The sequence below is a fragment of the Methylobacterium crusticola genome, from assembly GCF_003574465.1.
Taxonomy (GTDB): domain Bacteria; phylum Pseudomonadota; class Alphaproteobacteria; order Rhizobiales; family Beijerinckiaceae; genus Methylobacterium; species Methylobacterium crusticola.
Genome location: NZ_QOWC01000037.1, coordinates 15,624 through 30,078, shown reverse-complemented (window position 1 = coordinate 30,078; position 14,455 = coordinate 15,624). Strand labels below are relative to the sequence as shown.

Below are 14,455 nucleotides of genomic sequence, written 5' to 3'. Positions count from 1 at the left end.
CGGCAGAAGGGCGGGAAAATCGGCCCGACTGTAAACTCCGCTTGACACTCCGGTGGCCGCGATCCTAGCCTCCGGGGTATGGCGACACCGGCTCCGAGCGCACTGATCGAGCTTCTCAAGCCCATCACGTGGTTCGCCCCGATGTGGGCCTTCGGCTGCGGGGTGGTGTCCTCGGGCGCCGCCCTCCAGGGCCGCTGGCCCGTGGCGGCGGCCGGGATCGTGCTCGCCGGCCCCCTCGTCTGCGCCACCAGCCAGGCGGTCAACGACTGGTTCGACCGGCACGTCGACGCCATCAACGAGCCGGACCGCCCGATCCCCTCGGGCCGGATGCCGGGCCGCTGGGGCCTCTACGTCGCGGCGGGCTGGACGCTGCTGTCGCTCCTCGTGGCCGCCGCCCTCGGGCCCTGGATCCTCGGCGCCGCGCTGTTCGGGCTGGTGCTCGCCTGGATCTACAGCGCGCCGCCCCTGCGGCTGAAGCGCAACGGCTGGTGGGGCAATTCCGCGGTCGGGCTCTGCTACGAGGGCCTGCCCTGGTTCACGGGCGCCGCCGTGATGGCGGCCGCGCTGCCGGACCGGCGCATCCTCCTGGTGGCGCTCCTCTACAGCATCGGCGCCCACGGCATCATGACCCTCAACGACTTCAAGTCGATGGAGGGGGACCGGGCCACCGGCATCCGCTCCCTGCCGGTCCAGCTCGGCAGCGCGGGCGCGGCGCGCCTCGCCTGCCTGGTGATGGGGCTGCCGCAGGTCGCCGTCGTCGCGGCGCTGCTCGCCTGGGAGCGGCCCTGGCACGCCGGCGCCGTGGCGCTGCTGCTCGCCGGCCAGGGCGTCCTGATGCGGCGCTTCCTGCGCGACCCGCGGGGCCGGGCCGCCTGGTACAACGCCACCGGCACCCTGCTCTACGTGCTCGGCATGCTGGCGGCGGCCTTCGCGCTGCGCCCCCTGGCGGGAGGCCTCGCGTGAGCGCCCCGGCGGCCTTCGGGTGGGGCACCATCGCGCGGCTCGGCCTGGTGCAGACGGCCCTCGGCGCGATCGTGGTGCTGATGACCTCGACCCTCAACCGCGTGATGGTGGTGGAGCTCGCCCTGCCGGCCGCGGTGCCGGGGGGCCTCGTCGCCCTCCACTACGCCGTGCAGGTGCTGCGGCCGCGCTGGGGCTACGGCTCCGACGTGGGCGGCCGCCGCACGCCCTGGATCGTCGGCGGCATGGCGCTGCTCGCCCTCGGCGGCCTCGGGGCCGCCGTCGCGACGGCCCTCCTGCGCACCCACGCCGCCGCCGGCTTCGCCCTCGCGATCCTGTCCTTCCTCGCCGTCGGCGTCGGGGTCGGGGCCGCCGGCACCTCCCTCCTCGTCCTGCTCTCCACCGGCGTCGCGCCGGGGCGCCGGGGCGCCGCCGCCACGGTCGTCTGGGTGATGATGATCGCGGGCTTCGTCGTCACGGCGCCCCTCGCCGGCCACTTCCTCGATCCCTTCTCGGGCACGCGCCTCGTCGCGGTCTCCGGCACGGTGTCGGGCCTCGCCTTCCTGCTCGCCCTCGCGGCGGTGCGGGGCGTCGAGCGCCCGCGCCCGGCCGCCCCGGCGGGCGCGCCCGCCCGGGTGCCGTTCCGCCGGGCCCTGGCCGAGGTCTGGGCCGAGCCGGCCTCGCGGCGCTTCACGGTGTTCGTCTTCGTGGCCATGCTCGCCTACAGCGCGCAGGAGCTCATCCTCGAGCCCTTCGCGGGCGTCGTCTTCGCGATGACGCCGGGCGCCACCACCCAGCTCGCCGGCCTGCAGAACGGCGGCGTCCTCGCCGGGATGCTGTGGGTCGCCGGCATCACCACCCGCGTCGGCGGGCCGGTCCTCGGCTCCCTTCGCGTCTGGACGGTGACCGGCTGCGCCGGCTCCGCCGTCGCCCTCGGGGCGATCGCGGCCGCGGGCTTCTCGGGGCCGGAGGCGCCCCTGCGGGCGCTGGTGTTCGGGCTCGGGCTGTTCAACGGCATCTTTGCGGTGGCGGCGATCGGCGCGATGATGGGGCTCGCCGGCACCGGCGGGCGGGCGGAGTGCCGGGACGGGACCGGAGAGGGCCGCCACGGCACCCGGATGGGCGTCTGGGGCGCGGCGCAGGGGGTGGCCTTCGGGCTCGGCGGCCTCCTCGGCGCCGTGGCGGTGGACCTCGCCCGCCTCCTCCTCGGCGACACCCTGCCGGCCTACGCCTCGGTCTTCGCCGGCGAGGCCCTGCTGTTCTGCGCCGCCGCCGCGATGGCGCTGCGGATCGGGGCGCCCGCCCCGGCGCCGCCGGGGCCCGCGGCCCTGGCCCTCTCGCCCGGCTGACGGCCCGGGCGGCAACCCGCATCAAGGCATCTTCCGGGAGGCACGGCCATGGACGAGGAGACCTACGACGTCGTGGTGGTCGGCGGCGGGCCCTCCGGGGCGACGGCGGCCACCGACCTCGCGCAGGCGGGCCGCCGGGTGCTCCTCCTCGACAAGGAGGGCCGGATCAAGCCCTGCGGCGGCGCCGTCCCGCCGCGCCTGATCCGCGACTTCGCGGTCCCGGACGCGCTCATCGTGGCGCGCATCCGCTGCGCCCGCATGGTCTCGCCCCGCGACCGGCAGGTCGACATGCCGGTCGGCGAGGGCTTCGTCGGCATGGTCGACCGCGAGGCCTTCGACCCCTGGCTGCGCGACCGCGCCGCCGGGGCCGGGGCCGCGCGGCGCACCGCCACCTTCCTGCGCCTGACTCGCCCCGGGGACGGGCTCGCCCGCGTCCATTACCGGCGCCGCGACGGGAGCGAGGAGAGCGTGCGCACCCGCCTGGTGATCGGGGCCGACGGCGCCGCCTCGACGGTCGGGCGCCAGGAGATCCCGGGCCACGCCCGGATGCGGCAGGTCTTCGCCTACCACGAGATCGTCCGCACCCCGCCGGAGGGGGCCTTCCACCCGGCGCGCTGCGACGTCTACTACCAGGGCGCGCTCTCGCCCGACTTCTACGCCTGGATCTTCCCGCACGGCGACACGATCAGCATCGGCACCGGCAGCGCCCGCAAGGGCTTCTCCCTGCGCGGGGCGGTCGGGTCCCTGCGCCGCGCCACCGGCCTCGACGCCGGCGAGACGGTGCGGCGCGAGGGCGCCCCGATCCCGCTCAAGCCCCTGCGCCGCTTCGACAACGGCCGCGACGTCCTCCTCACGGGCGACGCCGCCGGCCTCGTCGCGCCGGCCTCCGGCGAGGGCATCTACTACGCCATGCTCGGGGGGCGCCTCGCGGCCGAGGCGGCGGACGCCTTCCTGCGCACCGGGGACGCGCGGGCGCTCGCGGGGGCGCGGCGGCGCTTCCTCAGGGCCCACGGCCGGGTGTTCTGGATCCTGCGGCTGATGCAGGCGGTCTGGTACCGCAACGACGCCCTGCGCGAGCGCTTCGTCAGCATCTGCCGCGACCCCGACGTGCAGAGCCTCACCTGGGAGGCCTACATGAACAAGGAGCTGGTGCGGGCCCGGCCCGCCGCGCACGCCCGCATCTTCTTCAAGGACCTCGCCCACCTCTTCCGCTGGGTCTCGCCTTGAGCGCACTCGCGGAGGGACGCTGGGGACCGATCGTCGTGGCGGCACTCGCCGCCATCGTGGTGGCGGTCCTGGGCGCGGCGATGACCACCCTCGGGCCCTGGTACGCCGGCCTCAGGGTGCCGTCCTGGAAGCCGCCCGACTGGGCCTTCGGGCCGGTCTGGACGGTGATCTTCACGCTCACGGCGGTGTCCGGCGTGCTGGCCTGGAACGCCGCGCCGCCGGGCCCCGAGCGCAGCTGGCTGCTCCTCGCCTTCGCGGTGAACGGCGTGCTCAACGTCGCCTGGAGCGGCCTGTTCTTCCGGCTCCGGCGGCCGGACTGGGCCCTCGTCGAGGTGGTGGCCCTCTGGCTCTCGGTCGCGGTGCTGGTCGCGGTCGTGGGGCGGCATTCCGGGCTCGGCGCCTGGCTGCTCGTGCCCTACCTCGCCTGGGTCGGCGTGGCGGGCTGCCTCAACTGGTCGATCGTGCGGATGAACGGGCCGTTCTGAGGGCGCGGGCCGGAGACGACCCGGGCAGGTCGCCGCAGGGACGTGCGACAAATCGGTCCCGGAACGATTTCCGGCGAACCGGCCCGCGCCCGCCCTCGTTTCCGCATTGCCGCGGCGGCCCGGGCGGTACGCTGCGTCATCCCGACACGAAACCCTGCCCCGCCGCGGCTGCCGGGAGGATCGACACGTGGCCGAATGGTTCGCGAGCGGTCGCCTCATCGACCTCGTGCTCGCCCTCGTGGCCGTCGAGGCCGTCCTGCTGCTCGCCTGGCGCCGCCGCGCCGGGCACGGGCCGGCGCCGGCGTCCCTCGTCGCCAACCTCGCCTCGGGCGCCTGCCTGATGCTGGCCCTGCGCGCCGCCCTGACGGGGGCGGACTGGCGCTGGCTGGCCCTGGCGCTCGTCGGCTCCCTGATCGCCCACCTCGCCGACCTCGGGCTGCGCCTCGGGGCCGCGCCGCCCACGCCCGCGGCCGGGCCGCCCTCGCGTCCGAGCCGCCCCCTTCCCTGAAGCCGGCCCCGTCCCGAGGGGCACCCGGAGACCACGCCGCCATGCGTCGCATCATCGCCCACGCGCTCGGGTCCGTGTCGCTCGCCGTGCTCGCCCTCGGCGGCGCCCGGGCACAGGGCGCCGACCCGGACCTGGTGAAGCGCGGCGAGCTCCTCGCCACCGCCGGCGACTGCGTCGCCTGCCACACCGCGCCGGGCGGCAAGCTGCTCGCCGGCGGGTACTACCTCACCTTCCCGCTCGGGCTCGGCAAGGTCGCGACGCCCAACATCACGCCCGACAAGGAGACCGGCATCGGCGACTGGAGCGACGAGGATTTCCGCCGCCTGATGCAGGACGGGATCACCAGGAGCGGCAGCTACATCTACCCGGCGATGCCGTTCCCCTGGTACACCCGGGTCTCGACCGAGGACATCCGGGCGATCAAGGCCTACCTGTTCTCCCTCGCGCCGGTGAGCGCGCCGCGCAAGCCGAACGACCTCGTCTTCCCGCTCAACCTCGACATCAGCCGCGAGGGGCTGCTCGGCTGGCGCCTCGCCTTCTTCACGAACAAGCGCTTCGAGCCCGATCCGGCCCGGAGCCCGCAGATCAACCGCGGCGCCTACCTGGTGCAGGGCCTCGGCCATTGCGGCGCCTGCCACAACGGCAGCAAGCTCGTCGGCACCTCGCAATGGGCCGGCTACCTCGAGGGCGGCACCACCGACCAGTGGTTCGCCCCGAACCTGTCGGGCGACGACAAGGAGGGGCTCGGCGCCTGGACGGAGGACCAGCTCTTCACCTACCTCAAGACCGGCGCCGCCTCGGGCCGGGCCGGCGTCGCCGCCGGCCCGATGCGGCAGGTGATCGACGAGAGCCTGAGCAAGCTGCCCGACGACGACGTGCGGGCCATCGCGGTCTACCTCAAGACCCTGCCGGCGAAGTCCACCTACGAGGAGAGGACGCCCTCGGCCTTCGACCAGAGCGCCCCGCCCGGGTCGCAGGCCTACCTCAGCCACTGCGTCTCCTGCCACCGCCAGGACGGCAAGGGCGTCCCGGGCGCCTTCCCGGCCCTCGCCGGCAACGGCGCGGTGCTGGCCCAGGGGCCCGAGACGGTCATCCGGGTGATCCTCGGCGGGCTCAGCGCCCGGGGCGAGTACGCGGCGATGCCGGCGGTGGGCGCCGGCATGACGGACGAGGAGGTCGCGCAGGTCACGAACTACGTCCGCCAGAGCTTCGGCAACCAGGCCCCGGCCACCGCCAAGCCCGGCCAGGTCGGCACCCTGCGGGCCGACACCGCCTCGATGCTGGCCGGCAACGGGTCTTGCGAGCCGGTCGCCAACGCGGACGTCGCCAGGGCCCTCGACGAGCCCGACGCCGCCGCCCAGCTGCGGGACGTCAAGGCCGAGGACATGCTGCCGCGCATCAACGCCGTGCTGCCGAAGGTGAAGGCCGCGGCCCCGCAGGCGAGCCAGGCCGACCTCGTCAACGGCCTGACCGCCAGGTTCTGCCAAGTGGCGAACCGGGACGCCGCGGGCCCGACCTGGCCGGTGGCGCTCGGCAACTTCGCGAGCCTCGTCTACGGCCAGATCAAGAACCCCGACCGGGCCTCGAAGTAGCGCCCGGCAGGGCGACGGCGACACGGGAGGGCCGCGGGCCATGCTGACGATCCATCACCTCGGGCGCTCCCAGTCCGAGCGCATCATCTGGCTCTGCGAGGAGCTCGGCGTCCCCTACCGGCTCGAGCGCTACGCGCGCGATCCCGTGACGATCCTGGCGCCGCCCGCCCTCAGGGCGCTCCACCCGTCCGGGACCGCCCCGGTGATCACCGAGGGCGCGCTGGTGCTGGCCGAGTCCGGCGCCATCGTGGCCTACATCCTCGCCAGGCACGGCGGGGGCCGCCTCGCGCCCGGCCCGGACCACCCGGACTTCGCCGCCTACCTGTACTGGCTCCACTACGCGAACGGCACGCTCCAGCCCGCCATGGGGCGCGCCATGATCCTCGGCCGGCTCGACCTCGCCCCGGACAACCCGGTCCTGCGGGCGATCCAGGGTCGCCTCGCGCGCGCCTTCGCCCAGGTCGAGGCGCGGCTCGGGCAGGCGGAGTACCTCGCCGGCGACGCCCTCACGGCGGCCGACATCGTCTCGGTGTTCTCGCTCACGACCATGCGGCTGTTCCAGCCCGTGGACCTCGCGCCCTATCCGGCGATCCAGGCCTACCTGCAGCGCATCGGGGCCCGGGACGCCTACCGCCGGGCGATGCGGGCCGGCGACCCGGACATGGCGCCCCTCCTGACCTGACCCCCTTCCGCTCACGGCGCCGGCGCGCCGGCCGGGGCCCGCCCGCCCGCGAACCGTCCGAACCGCAGGGAGAGCGTCGGCAGGACGAGGAGGCTCAGGAGCGTCGAGGTGACGAGGCCGCCCAGGATCACGGTCGCCATCGGCCCCTCGATCTCGCGGCCGGGCTCGCCGGCCCCGAGGGCGAGGGGCAGGAGGCCGAGCCCGGTGACGAGCGAGGTCATCAGGATCGGCACCAGGCGGTCCCCCGCCCCCGCGACGGCGGTGGCGGCGCACCAGGGCCGGCCCTCGACGGCGACGAGGTGGCGGTAATGCGCGACCATCATGATGGTGTTGCGCAGCGAGATGCCGAACAGGGTCACGAAGCCCACCATCGAGCCGAGGGAGAGCACGCCCCCGGTCGCCGCGACCGCGGCCACGCCCCCCGCCACGCCGAAGGGGAGGTTCGCCAGCACCAGCGCCAGGTTGCGCCAGTGGCCCGCCACCCGGGCGAGCAGGAGCACGATGCCGAGGCCCGCGAGGCCCGACCAGAGCAGGAGGTCGCGCCGCGCGCGCGCCTGCTCCTCGGCGCTGCCCGTGATCGCCAGGGAGGCGCCCGGCGGCAGCTCGACCTCGCGGGCGATCTTGCGGCGGGCCTCGGCCACGAAGGAGGCGACGTCGCGCCCGACCACGCCGGCGGTCACGGTCTGCACCCGCTGCGCGCCCTCGTGCAGCACCTGGTAGCGGCCCGGCGTCTCGTAGATGTCGGCGATCTGCCGCAGCAGCACGTAGGCGCCGCCCCGGGTGCGCAGCGGCAGCTCGCCGAGGGCCGCGAGGCGCCCGCGCAGGGCCGCGTCGAGGATCACCATGACGTTGACGACCGCGTTGCCCTCGTAGGCCTGGCCGACGACGTCGCCCTGGTAGGCGGTGCGCACGAGCTCGAGCACGTCCACGGCGTCGAGGCCCCAGTGGCGCAGGTCGGCGGGGCGCAGCGAGAGGGTGACCTGCGGCAGGCCCGGCGGCGACTGGAGCTGGACGTCCGCCGCGCCCCTGACCTCGCCGAGCTCCCGGGCGAGGACGCGCGCCGCCGCCTCGAGCCGCGTCAGGTCGTTGCCGAAGAGGTGGATCACCACCGGGGCGGTGAAGCCCGAGACCGTCTCCTCGATCCGCTCGGTCAGGAAGGTCTTGAGCGCGAAGGCCGCGCCCGGGAACTCCGCCGTCAGGGCGCGGATCCGGGCCTCGACGGCCTTCTGGCCGGCCCCGTCGAGGCCGGGCGCGAGGGCGATGTGGACCTCGCTGTAGTGGGTGCCGGCGGTGTCCTGCCCGGCCTCGGCGCGCCCGACCTGCTGGGCCACCGCCCGCACGCCCGGGATCGCCCGCAGGCCCTCGCTCAGGTGGCGCCCGAGGCGCAGGGATTCTCGCAGCGAGGTGCCGGGCGCCGCCGCCATGTGGAGGATCAGGTGGCCCTCCTTCAGGTCCGGCAGGAAGGTGCTGCCGAAGAACGGCAGCGCGGCCGCGCCGGCGAGGCTGAGCGCGAGGGCCGCCGCGGCGACGAGGCGCGGCGCCCGGTCGATGCCGCGCAGGCCCCGCTCGTAGGCCGCCCGCGACCAGCGCATCAGCGGCGGGTCCTCGAGGGACGTGGGCGGGCCCGTCCGGGATCCGCCCTCGCGCCCGGCGAGGAGCAGCACGGCCAGCGCCGGCGTGACGAGGAGCGCCACGGCGAGCGAGGCCAGCACCGCCAGGATGTAGGCCAGCGCCAGGGGGCCGAACAGGCGCCCGGCGACCCCCGACAGGGCCAGGACCGGCAGGAACACCAGCAGGACCGCGACGGTGGCGTAGGCGACGGAGACCCGCACCTCGAGGACGGCGTCGCGCACCACCGCGGCCCCGGGCCGCTTGCCGCCGCGCCGGCGGTTCTCGCGCAGGCGCCGCACCACGTTCTCGACGCCGATCACCGCGTCGTCGACCACCTCGCCGATCGCGATGGCGAGCCCGCCGAGCGTCATGGTGTTGAGCGTCTCGCCGAGCGCCTGGAGCACCAGCACGGCGGCGAGGAGCGAGAGGGGGATCGCCGTGCAGCTGATGAAGGCCGTGCGCCAGTCGAACAGGAAGCCGAACAGCACGACCACCACCAGGGCGCCGCCGAGGGCGAGGGCCTGGAGCACGTTGGCGTTGGCGACCGCGATGAAGTCCGCCGGGCGGAAGAGATCCGGGTGCAGCCGCACGCCGTCCCGCTCGAGCCCGGGCCGCAACGCGGCGAGCACCGCCTCGACGCGGCGCGTGGCCTCGCGGGTGTTGGCGCCGTACTGCGCCCCGATCATCATGAGGATGCCGGGCTCGCCGTCGACCAGGGCCGCGCCGATCGGGGGCTCGGGCGCCGCCGCCACGGTGGCGACGTCGCCGAGCACGACGCTCGCGCCGCCCTCGTTGACCAGCACCGCCCGGGCGACCTGCTCGGGCGTGAGGGACTGGCCCTCGGTCTGGAGGGTGACGCGCTGGTTCGCCGTGTCGACGAAGCCCGCGCCGCGCACCCCGGTGGCGCGGCGGGCCGCGGCCAGCACCTCCGGCAGGCCGATGCCGAACCGGACGAGGTCCCTGGGCCGGACCTGCACCTGGAGCGCCCGCACCTCGCCGCCGTAGAGGGAGACCTGGGCGATGCCGGGCACCGCCAGCAGCCGCAGCCGCACCGTCCAGTCGGCCAGCGTGCGCAGCTCCATCGGCGAGCGCGCCGCGGAGGTGAGCCCGACGAGCAGGACCGTGCTGGTCGAGGAGGTCAGGGGCGTCATGGCGGGCGGCTGCACGCCCTGGGGCAGGCGCCCGGCCGCGGCCGCGAGGCGCTCGGTGACGAGCTGGCGGTTGCGGAACACGTCGCTGCCGGCCCGGAACACCACGGTGATCACCGAGAGGCCCTGGATCGAGGCGGAGCGCAGCCGCTCGACCCCCGGCAGGCCGTTGACCGCCAGCTCCACGGGCTGGGTCACCAGGAGCTCGACCTGCTCGGGGCTCAGGCCCGGCGCCTCGGTCTGGACCACCACGGAGGGCGGCGCGAATTCGGGAAAGACGTCGTAGCGCGCCTCGCCGAGCGCGATCAGCCCGCAGGCCGCCAGGGCCAGCGCCAGGGCCAGCACCGTGCCGGGCAGGCGCACCGCGAAGGCGACGAGCGCCGCCTGCGGGCCTCGGGGAGCGCGCGCCATCCGCGTCAATCGTCGTCGGCGCCGCCGGAGACCTGGAGCTGGCTCTTCATCTCCTCCGACAGCAGCGCCTGGGCGCCCTTGAGCACGATCTCGGTCTCCCCCGGCAGCCCCGCGACCACGAAGGCGTCCGCCGACATCGGCGCGTCCGGGCCGAGGGGGTGGCGCGCGAAGGCATCCGGCCCGACGCCGCGGTAGAACCAGGCGCCGCCCTGCCAGTGCACCACCGCCTCCTCCGGGACGGCCACGCCCTCGACCGCCCGGTCGGCGGGCAGGAACGCCAGGGTGCTCATGCCGGGCAGGAAGCCGCTCGTGCCCGCCACGGTGTAGAAGTAGCTCAGTCCCTGGATGCGCTGGTCGGTGCGGGTCGCGGGCGAGACGTAGGCGAGGGGCACCCGGGCGCTCTGCGGCGGCACCTCGGCGTAGGCCACGGCGGGCGCCGCCGCCGGGGCCTCGCCGGGGGGCAGCGTGACCTGCACGAGGAAGCGCTCGCGCTCGATCAGCCGGGTGACGAGGTCGGAGCGCCCGACGATCGCGCGCCCGATCACCGGGCCCCATTCCTGCTGGGCGGTGGCGGCGAGCGTGCGAAGCTGCGATTCCGCGCTGGCCAGGGAGGCCTCGTCGGTGCGGTAGGCGCCCTCGCTCGTCTCCACCTGCACGGCGGTGGCGTAGGGCCCGAGCGCCTTGGCGCGCTGGAAGGCGCTGCGCGACACCTCGATCCGGGCCTGCGCGGTCTGGAGCTGCGCCTTCGCGGCCGCGTAGGCGTTGGTGAGCTCGGTGACCCGGGCGAGGTCCAGGATCGCCCCGTAGGCCTGGCGCTCCTCGCGGTGGGCGCCGGCCCGCAGCGTCGCGGTCTCGATGCCGATCCGCCGGCGCTCGGCCGGGGTCAGCCGCACCACCGTGCGGCCCTCCTCCACGGCCGCGCGGGTCGGGGCGAGCCGCACCGGCGCGGCCGGGCCGGCGGGCCGCCAGGGCGCCGCGAGCCAGGCCGCGCCGGCCGGGAGGGCCAGGAGGGCGAGGCCGAGGAGGACGCGGGACGCGCCGCGCGGGCGGGGGAGGGTCACGGGCGCTGAGCCTGAACGCGAAGGGCGGCCCCTCGAGCGGGCCACCGCGCCGGCGCCCGGGGGCGCGGCAGCGGGTGCCGCACCCCTACCATGCCGCGGCTCGGGCGGACATGCCGGAGCCCGAGGAGAACCTGCCGGGACGCGCGGGCGCCCGGTCCCGACGCGGCGAGGCGGGGGGCGCGGCGTCGCCGCGCCCCCCGCCTTCGGTCCCGTCCGGGCCCGCGTCGCCGGTCCGGCCCGGAGCGCGGACCGGGCCGGCGGGAGGTTTCAGGGCTTCGCGGCCGGGGCGGGCGCCGGATCCCCGGCGAGCTCCGGATAGGTCGTCAGCATCTTGGCGCCGTTCAGCGGCTTGGTGAGGCCCTGGTGGCAGGTGGTGCAGTCGACCTTGGGCGCATCGCCCTCCGGCCCGAGCCTCGCCTCGGGCAGGATCGAGGTGATCGGGTCGATGTAGTTGCCGTTGACGTCGCGCACCAGGCGGATGCCGTGCCAGGCGGTGGTGCGCTGCGGCGTGCTCTGCGACCATTGCGACACGGCGCGGGTGTTGTGGCAGTAGGTGCAGTTGACGCCGAGGGCCTCCGACATGTGGATCATGAGGCTGTAGGTCCGCTCGGCCTCCTGGATCGGCTTGCCCTTGCTGGTCGGCAGCGCGGTGGTGGCCGCGACCCGGATCGCGTTGTTGTCGACCTCCTTGTCGCCGAGGAGCGACGCGAAGGGATCGTAGGGCAGCGAGGACAGCCCCGCGACCTTGCTCGGGTGGTTCTGGCCGTTGTCCCGGGCCGCGAAGCCGACGGCGTGGGGCGGGCCCGGGTTGATGTGCCAGACGTTCGCCGGCACGGGCTGGCCGCGGTGGCAGGTGTAGCAGGTCACGCCGGTCTCGCCGACGTGGTTCTTCCAGCCGCCGTTGATGTGGCGCACCATCTGGATCATCTTGCGGGCGACGTTCTTCGCGTAGACGCTGTCGTCCGCCATGTTCTCGACGTTGTGGCAGTAGGCGCAGCCCTGCTCGGGCGAGACCCACTCGGTGATCGAGGCCATGAGGCGGTTGAACTGGTCGGTGCTGAGGTCCTTGAGCACCTGGACGTTCTGGTAGGTCGCGGTGGCGGGATCGCCGCCGGGCGGGGCCGGGTCCTGCGGGTCCGGGGCCACGTTGGCGGCGAGGAGGGCGGCCTGGGTGCGCGGGTTGCGCACCGTCTCCATGCCGGTGCCGCGGAAGCCGACCTGCTGGGTGTCGACCGGCGGGTGGGTCCATCCGGCGGTGCCGAGCATGGCGCCCGTGAGCAGCACCGCCGCGATGACGCCGATGATCTGGAGCGCGAGTCTCATCGTGCGCCTCCCGGGATGCTCAGGGGATCGACCACCGGCCCGAAGACCTGCGGGTAGGACGGCGCCACGCCGTGCTTGACGGCCCAGAGGTACCAGTTGTCGACCACGGTGCCGGTGAGCAGGATGCCGATGCCCCCGGTGAGCGTGGTCAGGACCGCGAACCACCAGGCCCAGCGGTGGACCGATTCCATCGTGGCGTTGAAGCCCATGGTCCAGCGCCAGAACAGGGCGGCGCGCTCCGTCGCGGTGCCGCGGTCGACGATCTGCTCGATCTCGCGCTCGCCGCCGTAGCGGCTCACCGCCAGGATGGTGCCGCCGTGCATGGCGAACAGCAGCGTCGACCCGTACAGGAAGACGATCGAGAGCATGTGGAAGGGGTTGTAGAAGAGGTTGCCGTAGCGCAGCGAGAACGCCGCGGTCCAGTCGAGGTGCGGGAAGATCCCGAACGGCACCGCCTCGCTCCAGCTCCCCATCAGGATCGGCCGGATGAAGCCGAGGACGAGGTAGAGCCAGATCGCCGAGGCGAAGGCCCACGGCACGTGGGTGCCCATGCCCAGCGCCCGGGCCCGCCGGTAGAGGCGCAGCCACCACAGCAGGATCGAGGCGGTGAGGAAGAAGCCGGCGAGGAGCCACCAGCCGCCCTCCGCCAGGGGCGGCAGGATCATCAGCCCGTATTCCGGTCGGGGCGGCTCGAGCGCGAGCCAGGGCAGCTGGCGCAGGAACTGGATCGGGTCCCAGTTCACCGAGGCCCACATGTTGAGCCCGATGATCTCGAAGGCGATGAGCCCGCTCACCAGGGACAGCGTGCCGAGGGTGCCGAGGTAGATCGGCCCGACCTGCGCGTTGCCGACGAGCCCCGCGAGGTAGCTGAAGCCGGGCGTGCCGACCCGCTTGTCCTCCGCGATGGTGACCCCGTGCTCGGGCACCCGGGGGTGGACCTGAACCTGCGTGAAGATGTTCTGGTAGTACGCCATGGCGGCGAGGCCTTCTGGTGGGTGGCGCGTCGGGTTCGGGAATCGGAGGGCGGCGCCGTCACGGCGCCGCCGCGCTGCCGCCGGGGCCCGGCGCTCTCAGCGCCAGACCGGCAGGTTCAGCCACCAGCCCCACCATTCGGGCCAGCCGCGGGTCCAGAACGGGCCGCTGATCACGATGCAGACGGCGCTCCAGAACCCGGCCGAGAGGGCCAGGAACAGGCCGAGGCGATGGATGCCCAGCGTGCCGATCGAGTAGCCGATCGTATCGCGGAAGTAGGTGTCCTCGTGCTCGGGCGTCTTCACCACCTCGCCCTTCGGCGGGTTGGTGGACGACAGGATCAGCGAGCCGTGCATCGCGAGCGCCAGCGTGGTGGTGAAGAAGAACGTCACCGCCAGCATGTGGGCCGGATTGTAGTGGAAGTGCAGGTACTGGTAGCCGACGTTCGAGACCCAGTCGAGGTGGCTCAGGATGCCGTACGGGAAGCCGTGCCCCCAGGCGCCGAGCAGCAGGGGCCGGACCACCACCAGGGTGACGTAGGCCAGGATCGCGACCGAGAAGGCGAAGGGCACGTGGTAGCCGATGCCGAGCTTGCGGCAGATCTCGACCTCGCGCAGGGCCCAGGACGCGAACGACCCGATGGCGCAGAAGGTGATGAGCTGCCACAGCCCGCCCTCCTTCAGGGGCGCGAGGGCCAGGCCGTACTTCAGGTCCGGGGGCGCGATGTTGATCTGCCAGATGTTCCAGGTCGGCCCGAGGGCCGCGCCCCAGACCACGAGGCCGGTGCCGAGCAGGGTGAAGAACAGGCCCGTGACGCCGAAGAACCCGACGAAGAACGGGCCGACCCAGAAGTCGAACAGGTCGCCGCCGAGCAGGGTGCCGCCGCGAACCCGGTACTTCTTCTCGAAATTGAGCATTGCCATGGCGCGAGGTCTCCGGGCAGGTCTCGGGGCAGGTGGCGGCCGGGGCCGCGCCGCGGGCGGTCCCCGCCGGGACCGCCCGCGGAGGGACGGGCGCGCGCCGTCCGGCGGACCCTGACGATCCCGGCAGGCGACGCGTCGCCTGCCGGGATCGTCGAGGGGCCGCGGGCGCCGGATGGCGAGCCGCGGGCGCTCGGTCGAGGGCC

The 14,455-nt window shown here is 74.8% G+C and carries 12 protein-coding genes; 7 read left to right on the top strand and 5 right to left on the bottom strand.

The window, feature by feature from the left end:
* Positions 1-78: 78 nt before the first annotated feature.
* From chlG to DT057_RS16385, 7 genes are all read left to right on the top strand, one after another.
* The gene (gene chlG, locus DT057_RS16415; RefSeq protein WP_128563180.1) at positions 79-963 is read left to right on the top strand and encodes a chlorophyll synthase ChlG; all 885 of its coding nucleotides are present in this window, start codon (positions 79-81) and stop codon (positions 961-963) included.
* Positions 960-2,309: a BCD family MFS transporter gene (locus DT057_RS16410; protein ID WP_238313787.1), complete on the top strand. Its 1,350-nt coding sequence runs from the start codon at positions 960-962 to the stop codon at positions 2,307-2,309. The genes chlG and DT057_RS16410 overlap by 4 nt, the downstream gene beginning before the upstream one ends.
* Before the next feature lie 48 nt (positions 2,310-2,357).
* Positions 2,358-3,536 (top strand): geranylgeranyl diphosphate reductase, encoded by a 1,179-nt coding sequence (locus tag DT057_RS16405; RefSeq protein ID WP_128563179.1) that lies wholly within the window; start codon positions 2,358-2,360, stop codon positions 3,534-3,536.
* Positions 3,533-4,021 carry a TspO/MBR family protein gene (locus DT057_RS16400; RefSeq protein ID WP_128563178.1) on the top strand — a complete coding sequence of 163 codons (489 nt, stop codon included), beginning with the start codon at positions 3,533-3,535 and terminating at the stop codon, positions 4,019-4,021. Before DT057_RS16405 ends, DT057_RS16400 begins: the two co-directional genes overlap by 4 nt.
* Before the next feature lie 187 nt (positions 4,022-4,208).
* On the top strand, positions 4,209-4,529 hold the full coding sequence (locus DT057_RS16395) for a hypothetical protein (protein WP_203236295.1): 321 nt from the start codon (positions 4,209-4,211) through the stop codon (positions 4,527-4,529).
* Positions 4,530-4,570: 41 nt separating this feature from the next.
* On the top strand, positions 4,571-6,121 hold the full coding sequence (locus tag DT057_RS16390; RefSeq protein WP_128563177.1) for a c-type cytochrome: 1,551 nt from the start codon (positions 4,571-4,573) through the stop codon (positions 6,119-6,121).
* Between the two features lie 40 nt (positions 6,122-6,161).
* Positions 6,162-6,803 (top strand): glutathione S-transferase family protein, encoded by a 642-nt coding sequence (locus tag DT057_RS16385; RefSeq protein WP_128563176.1) that lies wholly within the window; start codon positions 6,162-6,164, stop codon positions 6,801-6,803.
* Positions 6,804-6,814: 11 nt separating this feature from the next.
* Here DT057_RS16385 and DT057_RS16380 read toward each other — a convergent pair whose 3' ends face one another.
* The 5 genes from DT057_RS16380 to pufL form a co-directional block, all read right to left on the bottom strand.
* Entirely contained in the window at positions 6,815-9,973 is a 3,159-nt protein-coding gene (locus DT057_RS16380) for an efflux RND transporter permease subunit (RefSeq protein WP_128563175.1), read from the bottom strand.
* Positions 9,974-9,978: 5 nt separating this feature from the next.
* Positions 9,979-10,980: an efflux RND transporter periplasmic adaptor subunit gene (locus tag DT057_RS16375; protein ID WP_407068120.1), complete on the bottom strand. Its 1,002-nt coding sequence runs from the start codon at positions 10,978-10,980 to the stop codon at positions 9,979-9,981.
* Between the two features lie 321 nt (positions 10,981-11,301).
* Positions 11,302-12,357, bottom strand: a complete 1,056-nt coding sequence (pufC, locus tag DT057_RS16370; RefSeq protein WP_128563173.1) for a photosynthetic reaction center cytochrome PufC — start codon at positions 12,355-12,357, stop codon at positions 11,302-11,304.
* On the bottom strand, positions 12,354-13,331 hold the full coding sequence (gene pufM / locus DT057_RS16365; RefSeq protein WP_128563172.1) for a photosynthetic reaction center subunit M: 978 nt from the start codon (positions 13,329-13,331) through the stop codon (positions 12,354-12,356). The genes pufC and pufM overlap by 4 nt, the downstream gene beginning before the upstream one ends.
* A 96-nt stretch (positions 13,332-13,427) precedes the next feature.
* Positions 13,428-14,252 (bottom strand): photosynthetic reaction center subunit L, encoded by an 825-nt coding sequence (pufL, locus tag DT057_RS16360; protein ID WP_128563171.1) that lies wholly within the window; start codon positions 14,250-14,252, stop codon positions 13,428-13,430.
* Positions 14,253-14,455 lie beyond the last annotated feature (203 nt).

Coding starts and splice junctions, on each gene's coding strand:
- chlG (WP_128563180.1), top strand. CDS start 79: ATGGCGACACCGGCTCCGAGCGCACTGATCGAGCTTCTCAAGCCCATC.
- DT057_RS16405 (WP_128563179.1), top strand. CDS start 2,358: ATGGACGAGGAGACCTACGACGTCGTGGTGGTCGGCGGCGGGCCCTCC.
- DT057_RS16390 (WP_128563177.1), top strand. CDS start 4,571: ATGCGTCGCATCATCGCCCACGCGCTCGGGTCCGTGTCGCTCGCCGTG.
- DT057_RS16385 (WP_128563176.1), top strand. CDS start 6,162: ATGCTGACGATCCATCACCTCGGGCGCTCCCAGTCCGAGCGCATCATC.
- DT057_RS16380 (WP_128563175.1), bottom strand. CDS start 9,973: ATGGCGCGCGCTCCCCGAGGCCCGCAGGCGGCGCTCGTCGCCTTCGCG.
- pufC (WP_128563173.1), bottom strand. CDS start 12,357: ATGAGACTCGCGCTCCAGATCATCGGCGTCATCGCGGCGGTGCTGCTC.
- pufM (WP_128563172.1), bottom strand. CDS start 13,331: ATGGCGTACTACCAGAACATCTTCACGCAGGTTCAGGTCCACCCCCGG.
- pufL (WP_128563171.1), bottom strand. CDS start 14,252: ATGGCAATGCTCAATTTCGAGAAGAAGTACCGGGTTCGCGGCGGCACC.